Source organism: Stieleria mannarensis (assembly GCF_014154935.1).
Lineage (GTDB): Bacteria > Planctomycetota > Planctomycetia > Pirellulales > Pirellulaceae > Stieleria > Stieleria mannarensis.
On the sequence record NZ_JACEHH010000001.1, the window covers coordinates 241,277 to 262,493 of the forward strand.

The 21,217-nt window shown below is 60.6% G+C and carries 16 protein-coding genes; 4 read left to right on the forward strand and 12 right to left on the reverse strand.

The features are described from left to right. Positions 1-2: 2 nt before the first annotated feature. Together H1B37_RS00775 and H1B37_RS00780 are read right to left on the reverse strand one after the other, a co-directional pair. Positions 3-1,259, reverse strand: a complete 1,257-nt coding sequence (locus H1B37_RS00775; RefSeq protein ID WP_182864697.1) for a DUF1552 domain-containing protein — start codon at positions 1,257-1,259, stop codon at positions 3-5. Beyond that, positions 1,256-3,640 (reverse strand): DUF1592 domain-containing protein, encoded by a 2,385-nt coding sequence (locus H1B37_RS00780; RefSeq protein ID WP_182864698.1) that lies wholly within the window; start codon positions 3,638-3,640, stop codon positions 1,256-1,258. Before H1B37_RS00780 ends, H1B37_RS00775 begins: the two co-directional genes overlap by 4 nt. Before the next feature lie 211 nt (positions 3,641-3,851). Here H1B37_RS00780 and H1B37_RS00785 point away from each other — a divergent pair, with 211 nt between their 5' ends. Both H1B37_RS00785 and H1B37_RS00790 read left to right on the forward strand, forming a co-directional pair. Continuing rightward, a complete protein-coding gene (locus H1B37_RS00785; protein WP_182864699.1) occupies positions 3,852-5,216 on the forward strand; it encodes an SGNH/GDSL hydrolase family protein in 1,365 nt (454 codons plus the stop codon). Positions 5,217-5,611: 395 nt separating this feature from the next. After that, positions 5,612-5,923 (forward strand): winged helix-turn-helix transcriptional regulator, encoded by a 312-nt coding sequence (locus tag H1B37_RS00790; protein WP_182864700.1) that lies wholly within the window; start codon positions 5,612-5,614, stop codon positions 5,921-5,923. Between the two features lie 4 nt (positions 5,924-5,927). Here the strand turns inward: H1B37_RS00790 and H1B37_RS00795 are convergent, their stop codons facing one another. The 6 genes from H1B37_RS00795 to ilvB all read right to left on the reverse strand — a co-directional run bounded on the left by H1B37_RS00795 (position 5,928) and on the right by ilvB (position 13,782). After that, the gene (locus tag H1B37_RS00795) at positions 5,928-6,557 is read right to left on the reverse strand and encodes an arsenate-mycothiol transferase ArsC (RefSeq protein ID WP_182864701.1); all 630 of its coding nucleotides are present in this window, start codon (positions 6,555-6,557) and stop codon (positions 5,928-5,930) included. A 27-nt stretch (positions 6,558-6,584) separates the two neighbouring features. Further along, positions 6,585-8,393 (reverse strand): arsenical pump-driving ATPase, encoded by a 1,809-nt coding sequence (gene arsA / locus H1B37_RS00800; RefSeq protein WP_182864702.1) that lies wholly within the window; start codon positions 8,391-8,393, stop codon positions 6,585-6,587. A gap of 25 nt (positions 8,394-8,418) precedes the next feature. Beyond that, a complete protein-coding gene (gene arsD, locus H1B37_RS00805; protein ID WP_182864703.1) occupies positions 8,419-8,790 on the reverse strand; it encodes an arsenite efflux transporter metallochaperone ArsD in 372 nt (123 codons plus the stop codon). A 116-nt stretch (positions 8,791-8,906) separates the two neighbouring features. Next, complete coding sequence (locus H1B37_RS00810; RefSeq protein ID WP_182864704.1) at positions 8,907-9,233, reverse strand: ArsR/SmtB family transcription factor; 327 nt, start codon at positions 9,231-9,233, stop codon at positions 8,907-8,909. A gap of 140 nt (positions 9,234-9,373) precedes the next feature. After that, complete coding sequence (locus tag H1B37_RS00815; RefSeq protein ID WP_182864705.1) at positions 9,374-11,644, reverse strand: DUF255 domain-containing protein; 2,271 nt, start codon at positions 11,642-11,644, stop codon at positions 9,374-9,376. Positions 11,645-12,000: 356 nt separating this feature from the next. Then, positions 12,001-13,782 (reverse strand): biosynthetic-type acetolactate synthase large subunit, encoded by a 1,782-nt coding sequence (gene ilvB, locus H1B37_RS00820; RefSeq protein ID WP_286177261.1) that lies wholly within the window; start codon positions 13,780-13,782, stop codon positions 12,001-12,003. Positions 13,783-13,928: 146 nt separating this feature from the next. Here ilvB and H1B37_RS00825 point away from each other — a divergent pair, with 146 nt between their 5' ends. Both H1B37_RS00825 and H1B37_RS00830 read left to right on the forward strand, forming a co-directional pair. After that, a complete protein-coding gene (locus H1B37_RS00825) occupies positions 13,929-14,321 on the forward strand; it encodes a fluoride efflux transporter FluC (protein WP_182864706.1) in 393 nt (130 codons plus the stop codon). Next, complete coding sequence (locus H1B37_RS00830; RefSeq protein WP_220497973.1) at positions 14,318-17,425, forward strand: hypothetical protein; 3,108 nt, start codon at positions 14,318-14,320, stop codon at positions 17,423-17,425. The genes H1B37_RS00825 and H1B37_RS00830 overlap by 4 nt, the downstream gene beginning before the upstream one ends. Before the next feature lie 5 nt (positions 17,426-17,430). On the opposite strand, the gene H1B37_RS33575 is transcribed toward H1B37_RS00830, so the two are convergent. From H1B37_RS33575 to H1B37_RS00845, 4 genes are all read right to left on the reverse strand, one after another. Further along, positions 17,431-17,616 (reverse strand): hypothetical protein, encoded by a 186-nt coding sequence (locus tag H1B37_RS33575; protein ID WP_286177262.1) that lies wholly within the window; start codon positions 17,614-17,616, stop codon positions 17,431-17,433. Continuing rightward, positions 17,613-18,104: an SGNH/GDSL hydrolase family protein gene (locus H1B37_RS00835; protein WP_286177263.1), complete on the reverse strand. Its 492-nt coding sequence runs from the start codon at positions 18,102-18,104 to the stop codon at positions 17,613-17,615. Before H1B37_RS00835 ends, H1B37_RS33575 begins: the two co-directional genes overlap by 4 nt. A 271-nt stretch (positions 18,105-18,375) precedes the next feature. Beyond that, positions 18,376-19,443 carry a carbohydrate porin gene (locus tag H1B37_RS00840; RefSeq protein ID WP_182864708.1) on the reverse strand — a complete coding sequence of 356 codons (1,068 nt, stop codon included), beginning with the start codon at positions 19,441-19,443 and terminating at the stop codon, positions 18,376-18,378. A gap of 441 nt (positions 19,444-19,884) precedes the next feature. Beyond that, complete coding sequence (locus H1B37_RS00845; RefSeq protein WP_182864709.1) at positions 19,885-21,165, reverse strand: tyrosine/phenylalanine carboxypeptidase domain-containing protein; 1,281 nt, start codon at positions 21,163-21,165, stop codon at positions 19,885-19,887. Positions 21,166-21,217 lie beyond the last annotated feature (52 nt).

Genomic DNA, 21,217 nt, shown 5'->3' on the forward strand with positions numbered 1-21,217 from the left:
TTTCACCCGATCGGTTCCAACCCGGTCATCGTGCCATGCCCGGTCCCGAAGCGATCGGTTTCCATGCCCAGGCGTTGCAGCATCGAGACGAACAGATTGGGCAGCGGGTAATTGTTGTTGCGGTCGAACGCCAAGTGTTGACCGTGACGGAATCCGCCGCCGGCCAGCAGCATCGGCATGTTCTTGGTGTCGTGGCTGCTGGCGTTACCGAGGTTCGATCCGAACAGCACCATGGTCGAATCAAGCAGCGATCCGTCCGCTTCACCGCTGGCCTGCAATTTGGCAAGAAACCTGCCAAACTCCTCGATCAATGCCGACTCGATCAGTGTCAGTTGAGCGATCTTGTCCGGATCTTTGCCGTGATGTGACAGGTTGTGATAGTCGGCGTCGACGCCGGGGATCACCGGAACGGCGTTCATGCCGGCGATGTTGTAGGTCAGGAAGCGTGTCGAATCGGTTTGGATCGCCAGGTGCATGACGTCGTACATCAACCGCATGCACTCGACGATCCGTTTGCTGTCCGGTTCGTCACGTGGCGGATCGACGTCGACCGTCGGTTTGGGCTTCTGCTGCCAAGCTTCCGCTTTGGCCAGTCGCCGCTCGGCCTGGCGGACGGCTTCAAAATACTGGTCCAGCTTTTCACGGTCGCGTGAGGTCAGCTTTCGTTGCAGCCGACGAGTTTGATCCATCACGACATCCAAGACACTTTGACCGTCTTGCAACCGCTGCATCTGGCGCGCTTGCTGATCCGCTTTGCCCGCCAGAAACAGTTTGCGAAACACGACTGATGGACGCGTCAGCGTGGGGATTTCGACGCCGCTTCGAGACCACGAGAGCCCCGGACCGGAACTGCTAAGGGAGAGCGATGCGAAACGTGTTTCACTGCCGAATTCGGCCGCCGCCAACTGGTCCAGCGAGATCGTGTTGCGAAACCCCGCGCTGTTGGGATGCGGGGCACAGGTCAGGTAAGATTTATAAGACGTGTGTCCGCCCCCGACTTCGGGATGCGACGCCCCTGAGATCACGGTGAATTGGTCGCGAAAATCCGCCAACAGCTTCAGGTAGGTTGGCAACTCATAATCGCGTCCAGACTGTTGTGGGATGATGTTGGGGGCATGCAGGCCCAATCCGATGTCGATCGCGACGATGCGTCGTGGTCGGGTCTGTGTCGTCGCGGCCGAAGCGGTGGATTCAAAGAACGGCAGGGCCAACGCCACACCGCAACCGCGGAGCAGCGTTCTGCGTTGAAATCGTGTCATGGTTTCTCAAAGGCGGGGTGTTGAACGATCGCGTGAATCAGCGAGCGGAAACCGTAGTCGCTTTGACGCGTTTGACGCACGATCTGGTCGACCGTCGCCCGGTCTGAAAAACCGATCTTGCGCCCCAAGGCATACGTCAACAGTTTAGCGGTCAGATTGCGTGCGAGCTGGTCGGGATCGGCGGCGAGAATTCTTTTGAAATCGCGAATGTCCTCGATCGATCGTCCGTCGTCCATCTGTGCGGTCGCATCCACGGGCAATCCGATCCGATACCGCACCCATGCGTAGGTGAACGGCGACTGCTTGATGCCCGGTCGTTGTCCCTCCGCTGCCATCGTTCGGTATCGATCTCGATAACCGCCGATCGGGTCGAAACATTCCAGCACGAATCCCGGCGGATCGATCTGGCGATGACAGGCGGCGCACGAGGGGATGTCGCGGTGTTTGGCCAGTTGTTCTCGGATGGTGGTCGCCCCGCGAATGTCCGGCTCGACCGACCCCACGTTGTCCGGCGGCGGTGGCGTGGGTTGCCCCACGATATTGTCCAAAATCCAAACGCCGCGCTGCACCGGTGAGGTGTACGTCCCGTTGGCGGTGACCTTCAAAACACTTGCCTGCGTCAACAGCCCTCCGCGCAAACCATCGGGTGGCAACGAAACTTTGCGAAACGTCTGGCCGTCGATACCGTCGATACCATAGTGGCGAGCCAGGCGGCCGTTGAGGAACGTGAAGTCGGAGTCCACAAAGTTGACCAGGCTGAGGTTCTCTCGCAGGATTTCGTCGAAAAACATTTCGGTCTCCTGCACCATCGAGATCCGCAGCAGTTCGTCAAACTCCGGGTACAGGGTCGCGTCCGGCTGGGTGAAATCGATGTCGCGCAGGTCAAGCCATTGGCCGGTGAAGTTTTTGGTAAACGCCGACGATTCGGGCGAATCCAGCAACCGTTCCACCTGTTGCCGCAGCACGTCGCTCCGGCGAAGCGATCCGTCGTTTGCCAGACGTGTCAATTCGTCATCGGGCATCGAACTGCACAGGAAGTAGGACAGCCGCGATGCCAACGCGTGTGGGCTGATCTGCGAGGTTCCCGCTTCGTGCAGGAAAAGGAACTCGGGCGAGCAGAGGATCGCCTTCAAACTGACTCGCAAGGCGGATTCAAAGGACCGCCCTTCGGCGACGGCAGCCGCGAACAGATCGACGTAAACCTCCGCTTCGCCGGACTCGACCGGTCGGCGCAAGGCCCGCGGCAACAACCGACCGATGATCTTGCGGGCATCGTCCTGGCCGGCCGTTTGCAGATCCAGGTCGCCCAGCAGGTGAACGCGTCCGGGCGGCGGCCAGTTCTCCAAGGGGCCTTCGATCACGATGTCGCTGACTTCAATGCCCGGTTCGGGCCAGGTGTCGGCGTCCTTGCGTGTGTCGCGTGTGCCATAGCACTTGGGCTGAAACGTCCCCCCGGCTTCGACCAACCGATCGGTAAACTCGATGGTGGTCCACCGGTCCGGGGGCACGTCGTAGTATCCGACCAAGTGGCGTTCGCGGCGATTGACGATCGTATCGCCCGCGTAGATTCGCAGTGTGACTGGTTGGTCGCTTTGCACCGCGCGGACCCGAAGCGTGCCCCGATAGGTCCCCGCGGGAGCCCGCAAGCGGGCAAAATTCACCAGGTTGGTGGGGCAATAGCCCGATTGAAAGATCACCAATCCGTCATCGGTGCGGCGGAACATCTTGCCGATCTGGTTTTCCAATTGCGGACGTCCTCGCCAGTCGACTTGGTCCAGCAAATTGGTCTCGTGACGAATCCGCTGGGGCGGTTGATCGCTGCCGAAAACGGCGTCAAGCACCTGGTCGGCGGCTTCCAAGTAGGCTGCCATCGCTTCGGCCGACACCGCCAGCCCTTCGCCGACCGTGTCGAAACCGTCGGTCGACGAATCCTCGGGCAACCCGTGGATCGTCACCGAAATGTGAAACAGATCCCGAACCGTGTTCTGGTACTCGTGCCGATTAAGGCGACGCAAGACCACGTCGCTGCGATCCGTTTCTGCCTCCATCAAATGGCTGGACAAAGTCGCCAGAAATGCCGCGGATCGTTCCGCGACCGGCTCGGTTTCCTCCGGCGGCGGCATCTCCCCGGCTGACACGCGATCGTGGACGCCGATCCAACGCCGCGCGGTTTCCTGGTCGGACAGATCAAAGTCCAAGGTGTCGAAACTCAAGCCGCCTTCCGGATCGTCGCCGCTGTGGCAATCGACGCAATGGGTGTCGATGAATGCGGACAGGGCTGACGGCGTTTCCCCCCGAGCCGTCGATGCTTCACCAAGTGCCATGCCGACAATCATCGACCAGGAAAAAAATGTGACGGCGACGACCTGTAAAGGATTCATGGGGGACGGTCTATCAGGAATTGGTGTTGGCAATCGCACATCATACTCCAGTTTCGACGCGTCGATACAAAGCCGAGCTGACCGGAGGATTGCGGCTGTCGCAGGGGATGCTTTGGTGGGAAGGAATCAGGATGCGGGGAACGAGCGGCGGCGGCTATACTTGCGTCTCGTTGCATTGATCGATTCTAACCTACCTGACATTAAAGCTGCCATGCACCTGTCACGCCCGACCTGGACACTCTTGTTTGTCGCCTTGATCACCGCCACGTTTCATCGCCCGGCGGTCGGGCAACGTGCTGCGACAACGACGCTTGGACCGTACCGCTATGAAACCAAGCCAGATCATGAAGCATTCGTCGCATTCAATCCGAGTCTGGCGCCGCCGATCGGTGATCTGTTGCTCCGCGAGGGAGATCGGTTGGCGATCTGTGGTGATTCGATCACCGAACAGAAAATGTATTCACGGATCATTGAAACCTACCTGACTGTTTGTGTACCCCAGCTGCGAATCACGGCCAGACAATATGGTTGGAGCGGCGAGAAAACAGACGGTTTTCTGCGCCGCATGGAACAGGATTGTTTGACGTTTCAGCCCACCGTCGCGACACTCGCCTATGGCATGAACGATTCACGCTATCGGCCCTTTGATGTCACCAATGGTCGCTGGTATCAGGACCATTACTCGGCGATCGTCCATCAATTTAAAGAGCGTGACGTGCGCGTGGTCGTCGGATCGCCGGGGTGCGCGGGAAAAATCGCCAGTTGGGTAAAAAGCCGATCCGGTACATTGCAACAACACAACCTGCATCTGTGCGCCCTGCGTGACATCGCGATCAATGTTGCCGATGAGCACGACGTCCGGTTCGCCGATATTTTTTGGCCGATGTTCCAGGCCCAGGTGTTCGCCCCCGCACAACACCAAGCAACCGCTGAAAAACCCTACTTGGTCGCCGGGCAAGATGGGATTCACCCCGGCTGGGCCGGACACGTGATCATGGCCTGGGCGATGTTGCGGGCGATGGGGCTGGACGGGCAAATCGGCACGATCACTGTCGATCCAGACCAGGGCGAAGCGACGGCGACCGAGGGGCATGTGGTGGAGTCTTATAATCACGACACGTTGACGATCACCAGTTCACGTTATCCGTTCTGCGCCCGCGGCGATCTTGATGATCACAACTCCATTCGCTCGGGGATGACACTGGTGCCGTTTGCCGATGACCTGAACCGATTTGTGTTCAAAGCGATGGTTCCCGTCGGGACACGTTGGCAGGTGAAGTGGGGATCGGAGGCCAATACCTATACCGCCGAGGAACTCGCCGATGGTATCAACCTTGCCTGGGATTTTCCCGAAAATCCGTTTTGCGATGCCTTTGATCGCGTCGATGATGCGGTCGCAAAAAAGCAAGCTTATGAGACCCGGCAGGTGAAGAAAGTCTTTCATGGCCGAGAAGGAAAGGTCGACTTTGATGCCGCGGTGGCGCGAACCGAGGCGATTCGCCGGCCGTTGGCCGCTGCGGTCGCCGAAGCGATGCAGCCCGTGACCCACACCATCGAATTGCATCCGGTCCCATAAAATTATCGGTACGATGGTCCCAAAGGGGCTCTGTCTTCATAGGATCAGCCCTCGATTGGCTCCTCCCGAAACCGGGGCGAAGGGTGTTGCGGCCCCTCTCTGGGTGGCGTTGTCTGGCATGAATACGCCAAAATAGGCTGCATGCGTAGGCGTGTTTAGCAAGCACGGTGCTTTACGATCACCTGCGATTGCTTCTTTAGGCGGCCACTGGCCATTCACGAGCTGTCTTAATAAAGATTATGCGAATTTTTTTCGTATAACCTGCTGGTATTTGTATGGAAAAACGGGACGATCATGTAGGTTGACCATAACATAGGCGGCATTGACATGCGTCATGACGCCGGTGTCAGCTCTCTTCTTATTTTCTACTTTCCTTCCCCCCACAGCATTGAACGATGGCCAAGAAAGCAAACAAGCAAGAAAAAGTCATTGACTACTTGAAGAAGAATCCCGAAGCGACCATTGCGGACACCGCCAAGGCTTGCAATGTGTCGGTCCCCACCGTCTCCGCGGCGAAACGTAAGGCCGGATTGACCAGGCGGTCCGCCAAGGCGCCGGCAACCCGCAAGGGAGCCAAGGGCAACGCTTCGTCGGTGATGGATCAGTTGGAGCCCGCTCTGATGCTGATCCAGTCTTGCGGCGACGCCAAAGCGGCCAAGGCTGCAATCGACGACGCCGCTCGCGTATTGGAAATCGCTCGCAAATAAGCGATCAGACTTTCGAGACCATGTAAAGCATCTCGCGACAGATCTGTCGCGAGCGTTCGTCGTACACCGTCGCCTCCTGCGGTGTGCCGTCGGCGACTTTGGGATCTTCATAGCGGATCGGCGATCGCAGGTCACACCCCGAAACCACGGGACATGCTTGATCGGCACTTGAGCAGGTCATCACGGCCGCATAGTCGCTCCGTGGATTCGGTGAATCACTGAAGACCTTTGAAAAGCATTCCAGCGGCTTGCAATCCTCTGAATACCTGACGCGATATCGCGGGTTGTCGGCTTCTTGGTTGTCGGCGTCGACGGCAATGCCGCTGCGTCGAAGCGAATCGACCACCCGCGGATTCATCGCGGTGGCCTCGGTTCCGCCGGAGTACGTCGTGACGCCGGTCAGCCCATGTGTGTCTGCCGCCACCTTTGCCCAGATCTGGGACAGGTGACTTCGCCGCGAATTGTGCGTGCAGATGAACGTCAATCGGGCGGTGCCGGTCTTGTCTAATTGAGTGCGAACGTAGGCCGCGACCTCTTCAAGCTCTGATTTTCGCGCCTCGGGAATCTGCTCAAACTCCCCTCGACGCTCGTCAATCCAGCGGGCAACAGCGGGGTACAATTGGATCGTTTCCATGGGGTTGCTGATGTTCCTTTTGTAGGGTTAACCGCTTGTGGTCGACACGAGAAACATCTCTCGCAGACCCTCGGCGCCTGTCGGTGGTGTCGTTTGCCAGGCGATGATTGCGGCCTGACGCGCGTGTTCGTTCAAGACTTCGTGAACAAATTTTTGTTCGTGTGCTTGCCGGCCGACGAGGATCGGATCGGTGATCTGGAGAGGGCCGAGTGACTGGTTGACGACCCAAGCAAACGGCTCGATCTTTGCGCGGCGAAGGTCGTCTTGCAATTGGGCGGCTTCGTGAACGGGCGTCGATTCGGGCAGCGTGACAATCAGCACCCGCGTGAAGTTGGGGTCGCGCAACCGCGGCAGCAAATTCTCGACCGATTCGGGCATCTGACTGGATTGACGTGTCACTTCGCGATGGTAGGCGAGCGCCGAATCGAGCAACAGGATCGTGTGCCCGGTCGGTGCGGTGTCGACCACGACGAAGCGGTCCTGGCCCTCGGCCACCGTGCGAGCGAAGGCTCGGAACACGGCAATTTCTTCCGTGCAGGGTGAACGCAAGTCTTCCTCCAGTAACGCCCGGCCCTGTTCGTCCAGGTCTGCGCCGGCGGTCCGCATCACCTCCTCGCGATACGCCTGGATTTCTTTCGCCGGGTCGATGCGGCTGACCGATAACCCGTCGATGTTGTCGGCGGCCATCGTCGCGGCGACATGCGCGGCCGGATCGGTGGTGGACAGGTGCACGGGAAATCCTCGTTCGGCCAACGCGACCGCAACCCCGGCCGCGACCGTGGTCTTGCCGACGCCGCCCTTTCCCATCGTCATGATGACGCCATGTCCTTGGGCGGCCAATTCGTCGACCAGTGAATCCATGGCAACCGGCTGGGCGGAGTCATTGACGGGCGCAGGAGCATCGGGGGAGGCGATCTGGGATCCGTCGATCGAGCCGGGGGCCTCTTCCGCCGCAACATCCACGCCCAGTTGTCGCAGTGCATCGACACCGACCAGGCCACGGGCAGCCAGCGGAACCGAAGTGCGATCGAGTTTCTGCAGGCTGATCGGCATCACTGCGATCGCCTGGTCGCAGCGGGATTGCATCGCCGTTGCGACGGGATCCGAGGCATCGAGCGCCCGGAAGACGCCGTTGATGGCCAGGTGTTGATTGGTCACGCCAAGCACGCGAAGCTCTCCGCTGGTGCGGTCGGCTTCGGCGAGTGCGGACGGTTCCGGGCGGGTGACCAAGATCAGCGTGGTCCGCGCGGCATCGCCGAGTGCTTCCACAGTTTTCTTGTAGAGTTTCTGTTGGGCTTGCAGTCCGGCCAATGGCCCCAGGCAGGAGGTGCCCGAGGTGTTTGTTTCCATGAACCCCGACCACGCCGATGGCAGCGTCAGCAACCGCAGGGTATGACCGGTCGGTGCGGTGTCGAACACGATGTGGTCGAATTCCTTTGTGGCCTGCGCGTCGCCGAGTAGCTTGGCGAATTCATCAAAGGCCGCGATCTCCAGCGTGCAGGATCCCGAAAACTGCTCCTCCATGCTTTGGACGGCAGCATCGGGCAGTACGCCGCGATAGGGAGCCACCATCCGGTCACGGTAGTCTTGGGCCGCCTGCTCCGGATCAATGTTCATCGCCCAAAGGTTCGGCACCGCGTCGACGGCCGTCGGCTCGCTGCGGAGTGTCGTTCCCAGCACTTCGTCCAGGTTGGACGCGGGGTCGGTCGACACCAGCAGCACGCGGCGGCCTTGATCGGCCAACCGGATCGCGCTGGCGCAGGCCATCGAAGTCTTGCCGACCCCGCCCTTGCCGGTGAAAAACAAATTCCGCGTCGGGGTCTGTAGAAAATCCATCGCTCTTGCTCCTGTCTTGTAAAACCTAGCAGCACCCCGTGTCGCCACAGCAACCGCCCGAGCCGGCTACCGGAAGCGTGCCCTTGGGGGCCAGTGCGGTCCCGGTCCAAAGCGCCAGGTTTTCGCGAGACGGATACTCGTTGCGGCTGACGACGCGGCCATCAACGATCACCAGCGGCAGACACTCGACGCCTTCGGTGCCGAGCAGCGATTGCACGGTCGGGTTCTTGGTGAATTCCGCCGCGTCCTGGGCGAGGTTGAATCGTTGCACGTCGTGCCCCTGGCTTTTCAGCCAGTCCAGGTCGGCGGCAAACTTTGGCAGCACGGGGTCCACTTGGGGGCCACAGACTCCGGTGCTGCAGCACATGGCGCGGTCGTAGATTTGAACGGTGCTCATTGGGAATTCTCCTCGGGTGAAAGGGCGAACGTTCATCGCCGATAGGCGATTTTGTGTCAATGAAAATCGGTTGATCGGATGCGTTTTCGCGGGGCGTCGTACATGGAGGTCGGTCGTTACAGCCCCGCCACCAAACGTTTCAGTTGTTCCAGTCGTTTCGGGTTGACGCAGTAACAGACCTTCGGTCCGTCGACTTCGCCTTGGATCAAGCCGGACTCTTTGAGGATCTTCAGATGCTGTGAGACAGTCGACTGGGCCAGGGGCAAGCAGTCGACGATTTCACCGCACATGCAGGCGTCGCGGCCGATCAACAGTCTCACGATCTGGACCCTGGCCGGGTGTGCGATCGCCCAAGCCAGCTTTGCCAATTCCTCCGCCGTCGGGTCCGCCTTGAGCTTCGCCGGCGAGGGGTCACACTTCTTCTGGGACTGTTTTTTGGCCATTGAGCCCGACTCGTATTAACGTCTATCGTCGATCAACGATTTGATCTTAAGCCGCGTTCGAGAATTTGGCAAGTGCGGGAATGAAAATTGATGCGTGTCGGCACGCCGCTCGGCTGCCCGATTTGGCCGCAGGCTGCCCGTTAATCTTTGCCCGCGACGTTGACACTGACGCCAATCGTTGTCTTGGCCGGCTTCAGGCACCTGGCGTCATCACACGCCTGCCAATCGACGACGACCTTGAGCGTCGACTCGCCAAGCGTCGCCGCTTGGTTGATGGTGACCGGGACCTTGAATTCAACCTTCCCGGCGTACGTGTTAAGCTTTTGTTTCAGAATCGGATCCACTTTTGAATCAGGTTTCGGCGCAACGACCTCGCCGGCCGTGATTTCGGGATCGCCCGCCACGGAAACCGTCGTCGGGATCAAGAACTCCGCCTCGGGGTTGGCGGCGTACAGGTGCCAGCCGTCGTCGATGTCCAGTGTCACGGTGACCGTCAGCTGCTCACCTGGGCTGACTTCGTGTTTCGACAGATCGACCTGGAAGGTGACCGGGTCAGCCCGCCGGGTGTTCCCGCCGCTGGCTGTCGCGCTGGCCGCTTCCGCCGGTGTGCTCAGGTAGCGAGCGACCCCGATCAACAGGTGTTCGGTCGTGTGAGGTTGCTTGGCCATCGCTCCGGAGAGCGATTGCAGCGTTTTCTGGGCGGATTGGCGATACTTGTCCCGCCCGGTCCGCTCGGCCAGGTCGACCAGCACCTGGGCGGCGATCCCGTTGGTGTTGGGCATGTTGCCCCCGCCGCCAAGATTTTTCGAACGCGCCATCAACGCTTCGTGCGAATCACCGGTAAAGAAGAACCCTCCCTCGACGTCGTCCTCAAATTCATCGAGCATGATGTCGGCCAGGCGGACCGCTTGATCAAGCCAGCGTTGATCGTCGGTTGCCGCGTGAAGTTCCAGCAGGGCATTACAAAAGTAAACGTAGTCGTCCAGGTAACCGGGCAGCTTGGCCGTCCCGCTTCGGAACGTGCGGAGCAATTTTCCGTCGCGGGTCATCGACTGAAGGATAAATGTCGCCGCGGCTTCGGCGGCATCGATGTACTTTGGTTCGTCCAGCACCCCGCCGGCGTGGGCGAGTGCATCGATCATCAATCCGTTCCAACTGGTCAGGACCTTGTCGTCTTTGTGCGGTTGTGGCCACGTCAGTCGATGGTTCAGTAGTTTCGTTTCGATCGCGGCGATCCGATCCAGAAAGGCTTGCTCCCCCAGCGGATGCGTCTTGGCGGTTTCCTCCAGTGGCGAATTCAGGTGGGGAATGTTCTCGCCGGTTTTGCGTCCGGTCGACTCTTCCAGGAAGTTGCCGTCGGGAAGGAAGTTGTAGGTTTCCATGTACAGCGCGGCGTCTTGTTCACCGAGCACTTCTTTGACCTGCTCCGCCGTCCAGACATACGCTTCGCCTTCTTTTCCGACTTCGCCGGAATCGAGCGCGCTGTAAAACGCCCCGTCGGGTGAGGTCATTTCGCGCCGCACCCAGCGATCGATATCGTCCACCGCTTCCCGATAGCGGTCGTTGCCGGTGATCTGGTAACCGTCGACATAGATCCGCATCAATTGAGCGTTGTCGTAGAGCATCTTTTCGAAGTGCGGCAGCAACCAGTCGGCGTCGGTGGCGTAGCGATGAAAGCCGCCGCCGAGATGGTCGTGCATGCCGCCCAGCCACATGGCGTCGAGCGTCCGGGTGATTGGCACGAGCAACGACTCCTCGCCGCTGCGTCGGTAGTGATCGATCAGCAATGCCAAGGTGCCGTGCGGTGGAAACTTGGGGGCGCCGCCGAATCCGCCGTTCTCGGGATCAAACTGCCCGACCAGCTTTTGGGTCGCCTGATCGACCAGTTCCATCGTCAGCGGCACGGGCTCGATGGTCGACGTCGTGCTCGTCTGCTCGGCGGCCTTGGCGAGCGCGTCGGCTTGGCGATCGACGTCGTCGCGGCGATTGACCCAAAACTCGTTGATCTGTTTCAGCACCGAGATGAACGTCGGCTTGGGGAAATAGGTTCCCGCCATCCAGGGCTTGCCGTCGGGGGTCAGCCAAACGGAATTCGGCCAGCCCCCGCGTCCGGTCATCAATTGGGTGGCCAGCATGTATTGCTCGTCGATATCCGGCCGTTCCTCTCGGTCGACCTTGATGGCGACGAAATACTTGTTGATGACCGCGGCGACTTCGGGGTCTTCAAACGATTCGACCTCCATCACGTGACACCAATAACAGGTCGAATAGCCGACCGACAGAAAGATCGGCTTGTTCTCCCGTTTCGCTTTGGCGAACGCTTCCTCGCCCCAGGGGTGCCAGTCGACCGGGTTGTGCGCGTGCTGCAGCAGATACGGACTGGTTTCGTCGATCAATCGGTTTGTGTGCATGTGCTCGGGCTCCTGCGTGGAAACCGGTCGCCCAAGAGCAAACAACGCCATGGCGATGGCTAATAGAGAGGTGCGCATGCGTTGACGCCGATTGACCATGATCGCCACTTGAATGAGTCGTCCAGAAGTGTGTCGGACGGTTCATTGTAGCGGGTGGCACGATCGGCTCCGCGGAGTCACCCTCCCTCTGGGAGGGTCGCGGAGGAGTGAGCGACGACGCGGGGAGGGTTCTCTGTGGCTCGGGGCACTTAAACACCGTGAATCGACCCTCCCCTCGCTACGCTCGACCCTCCCTTCCAGGGAGGGTGAGGTCGTTCACTACCGTGAACGCAGCAACCGCGGGTGCACAGCGTGACTTATTGCAGGATCATGTCGTCGACGGTCATTCCGCCGGGGATCATCGGCAGCACGTGCTCTTGGTAGGGCACTTCGACGTCCAGCACGTAGGGGCCGGGGTGGGCGATCATTTCGCGGATCGCACCTTCCAGGTCGGCCTTCTTGCGCACCGTCGCCGCGCCACAGCCGTAGCCTTGGGCGATCTTCACAAAGTCGGGGTAGCGTTCTCGGGCATAGGAGAACCGTTCCGCTTCGCTGTTCCCTTTCGCTTCGTCGTGATGGATCGGCCCCAGGTAGGTGTGGGCACGGTTGCGATCCATGAAGCGGTCTTCCCACTGCACCACCATGCCCAGGTGCTGGTTGTTCAGCAAAAAGACTTTGACGGGCAATTCTTCGCAGAAGCACGTCGCCAGTTCTTGGACGTTCATTTGGAAACTGCCGTCGCCATCGATGTCGATGACCAACGAGTTCGGCAGCGCCGCTTGAATGCCCATCGCACACGGCAATCCGAAACCCATCGTGCCCAGGCCGCTGCTGGAGTGCCAGGTGCGGGGGCGCCGGAATCGATAGAACTGGGCCGCCCACATCTGGTGCTGTCCGACGCCGACGGAGATTTGCGCGTCCATGTCGGCCGTGACGTCGCTGAGCGTCTTGATGGCGTGTTGCTGCAAGATGCCGTCGAATTCCGAATCATACTTGAACGGGTACTTCGACTTGAGTTCTTTGCAATGATCACGCCACGGATCGATGTCGCATTTGGTGACGGTTTTGTTCAGTGCGTTGAGCGCTTGTTTGACGTCACCGCGGACCGGGATATGGGCTGCTTTGTTCTTGTTCAGCTCGGACGCGTCGATGTCGATATGGATGATCTTTGCGTCCTTGGCAAACGCCTCGACTTTACCGGTCACGCGGTCGTCGAAACGGACGCCCAAGCCGATCAACAAGTCACAATCCCGGACGGCATAGTTGGCGTAGGCCGCGCCGTGCATGCCCAACCAGTCCATCGAGTTTTCGTTGTCCGGCGGGACGGCACCGATGCCCATGACGGTGGTCACGGTCGGGATACCGGTTTTGTTGATGAACTCGTTCAGTTCTTCGCTGGCGTTGCCCGCGATGATCCCGCCACCGGCATAGATGACCGGCCGACGGGCCAAGCGGATCGCCGCGGTGATCCGGCGGATCGTTTCGCTGGGCACCGGGGGCGGGGCGGCTTCGTAGCCGGGCAGGTCCATCGGGGGATCCAGGTCCAAGTTGCTCGTCACGTCGGACAACTGGACGTCTTTGGGCAAATCGACCAGCACCGGCCCCGGGCGTCCGGAGCTGGCGATGTGAAACGCCTCCTTCATCACCCGCGGCAATTCCTCGATGTGGGTGACCAGGTAGTGGTGTTTGGTGATTCCGCGGCAAACTTCGACCATCGGCGTCTCTTGAAACGCGTCCGAGCCGATCGCACGGGTGGGAACCTGGGCGGTCAGACAGACCATCGGGATGCTGTCCAGTTTGGCGTCGGCGATCGCGGTGACCAGATTGGTCGCCCCCGGACCGCTGGTTGCGAGCACCACGCCGACCCGGCCGGTCGATCGGGCATATCCCTGGGCGGCGAACGCCCCGCCTTGCTCGTGACGCGGCAAAATGGTTCGAATCGAGTCGCCGAATCGCGTCAGGGCTTGGTGCAACGGCATGCTGCATCCGCCGGGATAGGCGAACAGTACATCGACCCCGTGATCTACCAGCGATTTGACAATGATGTCGGCTCCGGTCATCACGCGATTTTCAGTGTTGGCAGCTTTTGCGGTGCTCATGAGTGGGAAATTGTTAGCTCGAAATGGAAATGGAGACGTCGAAAGTAGGGAAACTGACATTTACGTGGCAGGGAGAACTTCCGAACCTAGCTGCTTAACGTAAGTGGGGGCCGAAGCTTAGGCAATGCGAAAAACACCCGGCACAGATGACTAGTTGGCTCAATTTGGCAGCGATCGCCCTCGGCGGTGCCGGGGGATCACTCTGCAGGTACGGCGTGACGCTGCTGGCCGCCGCGTTGCCGGGCGGGTCGACGATGCTGGGGACCACACTGGCCAACGTCATCGGATGTGGCCTCTTGGGGGCGTTATCCTCCCTTGCCCCCGCGGATTCGGAGTCGATTGGGCGATTAATGCTGGCGCTGCGGGTCGGTTTCCTGGGCTCGTTGACCACGTTTTCCACCTTCGCCGCCGAATCTTCGATGCTGGCCGGCGAGGGACGTTGGGGGGCATCAGGGGCGTACGTTTTGGCCAATCTGGGCCTCGGTTATTTGACGTTGATTCTTGCCGGAAGCCTGGTCAGGGGATGGATCCAAACATGAAATGCAGGACTTTCAAGACCAGTGGTGCTCCCAGGGGCAACTCCAATCGGTGCGGCGTGTCGTTCAACACGCTCGCAGCCCTGCGACGATCGGCAGACACTCGTTTGACACCAACTGGTTCGCGCAGCCGCCCACGCCACGCTAAACCTCTCCTGATTGCGATCCTGGCCACCACTTTGGCGGCCATCTCACCCGCCGCGGCTCAGGATTTCACGAACGTCCGCGATCCGCTGCGATCGCTGCCTCCGATCCAAGCCGCCCCGATCACATCCGGGCCCACTGCGATCGGGCCCACTGCGATCGGGGCCACTGCGATCGGGGCCACTGCGATCGGGGCCACTGCGAAGGGGATTGCCCCCGACGCGCTGACCTCACCGGACTATTGCGATCACCAGACGCTGCGCGCCTCGGCGACGATCCGCGCGATCCGATTCGCGGGCCAGCGACGAGGCGTCGCGGTCGGTGACCACGGCAGCATCTTGGTGACCGACGACGGCGGCCGATCCTGGCACGCGGTGGAAAGCGGCGTGCAGTGCCGATTGAATGACGCTGTTTGGGTCGATGCCCAGCGGGTGATCGCCATCGGCGGTGGGGTCGATGTGGTCACACGCATCACGCGCGGCGTCGTTCTGGTCAGTCACGATGCGGGAGCTTCGTGGCGCCGATCCGGTGATTCCGAATTGCCGCTGTTGCACATGATCGAGCAAACCGACGACGCAGGTCTCTCCGGCGGTCGACGCCCGACGATCAGCGTGCGCGGTGCAGCGGATCCGATCACCGGGGCGACCTTGTTTCAATCGCGCGACGGCGGCCGAAGTTGGCAGTCGACAGTCGACCCGCAGTCGAACTCCAACCCGGAGCCGCAGCGAGGCTCATCCCCAAAGGGGGCAACGGCCGAACAGTCGGCGTCGCTGGCAAACATGATCCAGACGCGCTCGGTCATCCGCACCTTCTGTCGATTGGACGATCCAACGATGCTCTGTGCCGGCGACCATGGAAACCTCTTTCGCTCAACCGACGGAGGCCAAACCTGGTCCCCTGTGCCTCGGTTGTCGTCCGAGCACTCGCTCGCTTCCACGTCCGGTGGACCCTCCGCGTGCGCGATGCTGGTGATCGCGGCCAATGTCGATCAGATCCCGTGGACGCTAATCGGACGCGAAACGCTGGAGAAACGCTTGCGTTGCAACCTGATCGTCGGCACGGCCGATGGGCGTGTGACGCATGCCCTGGAACAGGCCGCGATGCAGTTGGGTGTCGCAGCGGTGGACACGTTTCGCGAATCAGACACGGACACCTCGTTGGCGACACTGCGGCGTTGGATCGACGTTCATCAGCCACCCATTTTGGCCCTCGCCGCGGGGCTGCCCGCCGAGACGCAAACCGCCCTATTGCAACACGCCGTTGCCGGCGGCAGCGAAAAAGTCGTCCACTATGCGCTCCACGGCCAGGGGGAAACGTTGTTGCACGACAGCGCGATGTTGCCCGATAGCGGCGTGCTGGCCGGTGACTTTGCCGATGACAGTTTGATGTTGGTCGCCGACTTCGATCTGCACGCCAGCCCACACCACGCCCACGCTGGTCCCGCCGACAACCCTTGGGTCGCGATCAACACACGCTACAGCAGCGGTTCACAATCGGCTCGCGGCGACAGTTTGGGCGTGGGCGTTCGACTTGGCCGCGGACATCGATTGCCGCCGCGAAAATCCAAAGCCAGTCATCGTCGATTGCAGGTGATCCAGGGACGGTTGAAGCAGCAAGCCGCGATCAAGAATCTGTTCACTCTGGAACCTGACAAGTTCGCCGACGCGATGCGTCGCTTGTTGGACCAAACGAGTCGTGAAGACCAATTTCGATCCGCCTGGTCGATCGCCCGCCGGTCGACCACCGCCCCGTCGATCGCCCGAGCCAGTGTGGTCACCGTGTGGAACGAAATCGCGCATCGATTCGAGGGATCATCGGCCGCCCAGTTGATGCAGCTTCACGCCCGGGCGCGTCACCAGAGTCTGGAATGGGATCGGCACCCGGTGTTGACGACCAGCCTGGATCCCGCGGGCCGGTCGCTTGCCGAGACCGAGACATCGGCGAGGTCCACCGGAGAGCGTCAATCGCTGCCCGAGACAGCCCACGAATTGCTTCCCACACGCGGCGGTCACGCCGCAATCGTTTCGCCGTTCCAGTCCCACACCTCTCTCGCCGACAGCGCGTCGATGCTGGAGTCGCAATCGCGCGTCATCCAAGCCTCGGCGACACTGCCGCTGGGAGGCAGTCGCCGCAACGGGTTACTCACGCCGTTGCGCCCGACTCCGCCGACACGTAAGCAGGAACTCGATTTGGCGTGGCAGATGCATCCGGTGCGACTGATCACCGAAGACGCCATCGCGCGGCGGCAGCACGGCGTCGCCGATCAAACCCGAACCGAATCCTCCGACGAACCTGCCCCCGCCGACGAACCCGCCCCCGCGACGCCCCAACACGACTTTTCGGCCGACGTGCGCCGCATCGCCGATCGCCAGTCGCCGTGGTCCAGTTTGCTCCAGTCGGCTTCCGAGCAAACCGCCGTTGCCGTCGCGACCGCCTTGCCGCCGCGGCTGGACGGTTTACTCAACGAATCATTCTGGAACACCGACCGCGCCCGACCGGCACGGACACGTGGATCGACGCCATCGACATTGCGATTTGGCTGGGACGAGCGATTCATATACATCGCCATCCAAATCTCCGAGACTCATTTTGCATCGACCGACCAAACCGAACCGGTCGGTCGTCGTGACGCGGACCTGACGCAATCGGATCGCATCCTCCTGGGGCTGGACATCGATCGCGACCTGCTGACGGCGATGAATCTGGGGTTCACACGCGACGGCCGCACGCACGATGATCTGGACGGTTCCGATCACTGGAATCCGACCTGGTACGTCGCCACGCATCGCTCCGATGACGGCGTCGTGACCGCAGAGATCGCGATCGAACAAAACGGACTGGGGGCCTCGGTCCAAGCGGGCGACACCTGGTTCGTTCAAGCCCGATCGATCGCCGCCGGACGGCTGCGACGTTACCCGATGATGCCCGATCCGATGACACGCGTCCGAGTGGACTTCCGTTAGAGCCGCTATTCCAAGTCGCCGATCAGCATCAGCGACGATGCATACCAAGTGTGCCCCTGATACTTTTCGGGTTTGGAATCGAAATCGGCTCGATTGCGTTCGAACAGAATTTCGCGTTTGTCGAGTGTTTCGGATGTCAGGGTGACCTTGACCTTGTGACGCCCCGGCGGCAGGTCCGAGGCAATGGTCAAAGTCGCCATCCGGTGGTAGGTGCAGTAGCCGTCGATCCGCTGACGTGTGACGCCGCCGTTGTCGTCCAAGTGAATGACAACCTCGCCGCCGTGCAGGTTTGACGCACGATGCCTTCCATCGCCTTGTGGATCCGTTCCGGTGACGCTCCGCCGTCGTTGACCGCGAACTCCACGAACAGCAAGTCGGGATGATGCTGCAGTACGTCGCGGCCGAGCCGAAACACGCCAAGATCCGACCCCGTGCCGCCGATCGCCGCGTGAATTTCGTTGACCGTTGCCTCGGGATACTGCTCTTGTAGCCACTGTCGCGACTGAACACGCCATCCGGGCGCGGCAGTGATGCTGCCCCCAAGGTATGCGACATGAACCGTTTCGCCCGCCTGTGCTTTGGCGATGAAGTTCGGCAGCCCGCCGCGGGGATGGCATTCAACGGCCTCGCGGAGCGAATCGTCGCCCAGAGCCGCAGCGGTGGCGGGTATGAAGAGCATCAAGAGAGCAAAGCAACGAATCGAGTCGATCATAGGAAAACGAAAACGGGGAAGAAACAAAACTCGGGGAAAAATAAAACTCGGGGACAGGGCACAAGTCAAATCCGCTGCCGTCACAACATGCTAGCAAAAAAGAGGAGCGGGGGTCGTGGTGCCATGTCCCCGAGCCCATCTGTCCCCGAGCCCATCTGTCCCCGAGCCCATCTCCCACGTAGGACATCCCTTTCGGGGTGTCCTCCTTCAGCCCCCGGCTGAACGCGCGGGGTGCGTGTTAAAGTTGCAGTTCGAAACGGGTGCCGACGGCGAGTGCATCGGGATAGATTCCCGATGGAGTGGAGATGTATTGCAGGTCGGGTTGCACGGTCAGCTTGGGTGTCAGCCTGGCTTTGTAGAACAGCTCGACGACGGCTTCCTCGTTGGCACCGCCTTGGTGGAGGCCTGCCCAGGCATAGCCGGCACCGGCGACGTCCCCGTCACGCCCGGGAATCAGTCCGGTGTAAACCACTCCGCACACCAGCGCGTCGTCAATCGAACTGATCGGGGCCGACCCGTTGGCGAATCTGGGAAAGTACGATCCGAAAATGCCCAGGCCTTGAACCGGTTCTTCCTGCCGCGGCGTCTCGCGGAACAACGTTTGTTCGACCTGGACATAGTAACCGTAGCCCGACGAGAGGGAGGCTCCTGGCACGACCTGGCCCTCTGACTGGTATCCGACTCCCACGTCCAGCGTTCCAGGCAAGTCTCCATCGGCCAGCGCATAGCGATACTCCAGCTCAAGAACCGAAAACGTCACCTCGTTGTCCGAGAATCCCCATCGGCCGCCATCGGCGAGGCTGTCCCAAAAGCCAACTTTGAGCGTCGCTGAGTCGGTCAGCTTTGCCTGTAACACGGCCGCCATGCCTGGGTCGGGGTAGGACGGAAACCCTGCGGACGGCGAGAGCCCAAAAGACGACTGGATGAAGTCCGACGCCAGATCCATGACCAGGAATTCGGTATTCAAATCCTGTTTGCCGAGCCGGACGGTGATGTTTTCATGCAGCAGCATGAATTCCCACCAGTACTCGCTGACCTGCATGATGTTGTCACCGGAGTCGATGTTACTGATCACCTGCGTGTCACCGATAAAGTCGTCGGTCAGCCCGCGCCCGTGGGTGTTTTGGGCGAGCAGCACGAATCGCCCCGGCAGAGGAATCGGCAACTGTTCCAGATCAGTCGTGACCAGCAGGTCGAGCAGCCCCTGGTACCGTGTCGCATTCTTCGTCGCGATTCCGCCCCGCGCGTTGGTGAACAGTTCGCCGTAGTAAATCGGTTCGCAAGTGATCGCGGAACGTGGGCCCAACAGAGGATCGAGCAGAGTCAGATCCGACGTGTCATCAGTACAAACCGCGTCCGCACTGCGTGGCGGTTCCCCAGCGCACCGCTGGCGCGGAACCAGCGATGCAATCAACCCAGCCAAGAGCAGTATGCCATACGCCGGGAGGTGAAATCGGTGGTGCAGGTACCGCTGTCGCGGAAGCATGGTGTCGATCCGAACGAAATCGTGCAAAACCCATACCTTCATGAGTCGGCAGATTGATCGCCCTGATCCAGTTTTGGCCTGCGGGGACCGACGCCCGGATGTGGCGATGCCGGCGTCTTTAATGCCTGGGGCACCTGTTCAGCCTTGGGCTGACCCCGTAGCGTTCAAAGCGACGGCCCGGAAGGGACCGTCGTACCATCGCCCACGTAGGACATCCCTTCCGGGTTGTCCCCCGTCCGCCAACGGCTGAACGCGTGGTGATCAATCGATCTCCGAGCGTGTTGCGGCGGCGACGAAGGCGTCCAAAGTGACTGGCTCTAGGTTCACGCTCATCATGAACGAGGAGTAGGCGAGCGAGGCAGCGAGCCGGCGCACGTCGGAGGCCCAGGGGGGGACATAGCGGGGTTGTTGCAGGAACCCCGAATCAAAGTAGTGGCCCAGCGTCACAGTGTCGCTCATCGTCAATCGCCCGGCAAATAGCCGCTGGATGATCTGGGGTTGGTTGTCGCGGATCGCCACGTTCAATAACACGTGCGTTTCCATCACCCCCTTCAGGTAGGCGCTGTCTTTGGTAAACGCAATGCCGCCACGAACGTCTCCGCCCCGGAAAATGCGTTGGGCCGATTTATACGATTCGCGTTCGCTTTGGCCTGCGTTGAGAAAGATCTTGAAGCAGTCGATGAAATCGGCTCCGTCCAAGGCATGCTTGAGGGCCTGGATCCGCAGGGCCAGCCGGCGGAGTCGATCGATGTCGATTGCGCGGGTCGCCAGTTCTGCGAACACGGCAATTCCTTCTTGCGTTCGAGTCGTTCGCGGGGCGCCGAGTCCAAGGGATCGGAGATTCGTTTGCCGGCGACCGTTGATTGCCGTCGCCATGTGAACGAGCGCTTCGTGTTGATAGAGTTGATCAAAGTCGAGTTCGGAAAACGCCGCCGATCCCCGAATCCGCAAGCGTGTGGTTCCGGCAATCGCCTTGGACGACAATTCGTTATCAACAACCACCTCGACGGCGTCGTCGACGAAGTAGGCGTCGATCGCCTGTTGCATTCGCCGGGCAAACGGCTCGGCGGGCTGATCGGCTTCGCCGGCCGGAATCGAGGCGCCGCCGAGCAGGTGGTCGGTCTTTTCGAGCAGAAACGCTGCCGCATCGACGCCCGTGAACGATTGGCTGGCATAGGCGTCGTCCGGACGCCCGTAAAGCTGGATCGAACGCTCAGTGAACTCGGCAGTGCCCGCGGCCATCAGCATCCGCCCCGCCAGGGCATAGCTCGTTGCGGTTCGTCGCAAGAATTGGAGAATCGGATCGTCGCCCTCGCACGATCCGACAAAGTCGTCGAGCGCCGAAATCTCCGTCCCGAAATCCGGCAAGTTCAACTCGACGACGGGAAGCGCCGGCGTTCCGGCTCGCCAATTCTTGAGAAACGTCTCTTCGAGCGAGTCGGGCCAGTTCAAGTGTCTCAAAACCAGGATCGACTTGGCCAGCTTGGGCAATCGGGCATCAAGCTCTGCGATTCGGTCCGAAAACGCGGTTAGGATTGTCATGCAATTCGGCTTGACGGTTGGAGCGTCGAAGTCCCTTGAAGTTAAAGTGTCC

Bases quoted from the DNA above. Each gene is read 5' to 3' on its own strand.
- H1B37_RS00790 (WP_182864700.1), top strand. From the start codon at position 5,612: ATGGCCAAGAAAGCAAACAAGCAAGAAAAAGTCATTGACTACTTGAAG.
- H1B37_RS00825 (WP_182864706.1), top strand. From the start codon at position 13,929: ATGACTAGTTGGCTCAATTTGGCAGCGATCGCCCTCGGCGGTGCCGGG.
- arsD (WP_182864703.1), bottom strand. From the start codon at position 8,790: ATGAGCACCGTTCAAATCTACGACCGCGCCATGTGCTGCAGCACCGGA.
- H1B37_RS00775 (WP_182864697.1), bottom strand. From the start codon at position 1,259: ATGACACGATTTCAACGCAGAACGCTGCTCCGCGGTTGCGGTGTGGCG.
- H1B37_RS00830 (WP_220497973.1), top strand. From the start codon at position 14,318: ATGAAATGCAGGACTTTCAAGACCAGTGGTGCTCCCAGGGGCAACTCC.
- H1B37_RS00835 (WP_286177263.1), bottom strand. From the start codon at position 18,104: ATGCTCTTCATACCCGCCACCGCTGCGGCTCTGGGCGACGATTCGCTC.
- H1B37_RS00780 (WP_182864698.1), bottom strand. From the start codon at position 3,640: ATGAATCCTTTACAGGTCGTCGCCGTCACATTTTTTTCCTGGTCGATG.
- H1B37_RS00795 (WP_182864701.1), bottom strand. From the start codon at position 6,557: ATGGAAACGATCCAATTGTACCCCGCTGTTGCCCGCTGGATTGACGAG.
- H1B37_RS00785 (WP_182864699.1), top strand. From the start codon at position 3,852: ATGCACCTGTCACGCCCGACCTGGACACTCTTGTTTGTCGCCTTGATC.
- H1B37_RS00845 (WP_182864709.1), bottom strand. From the start codon at position 21,165: ATGACAATCCTAACCGCGTTTTCGGACCGAATCGCAGAGCTTGATGCC.
- H1B37_RS00815 (WP_182864705.1), bottom strand. From the start codon at position 11,644: ATGCACACAAACCGATTGATCGACGAAACCAGTCCGTATCTGCTGCAG.
- H1B37_RS00810 (WP_182864704.1), bottom strand. From the start codon at position 9,233: ATGGCCAAAAAACAGTCCCAGAAGAAGTGTGACCCCTCGCCGGCGAAG.
- ilvB (WP_286177261.1), bottom strand. From the start codon at position 13,782: ATGAGCACCGCAAAAGCTGCCAACACTGAAAATCGCGTGATGACCGGA.
- arsA (WP_182864702.1), bottom strand. From the start codon at position 8,393: ATGGATTTTCTACAGACCCCGACGCGGAATTTGTTTTTCACCGGCAAG.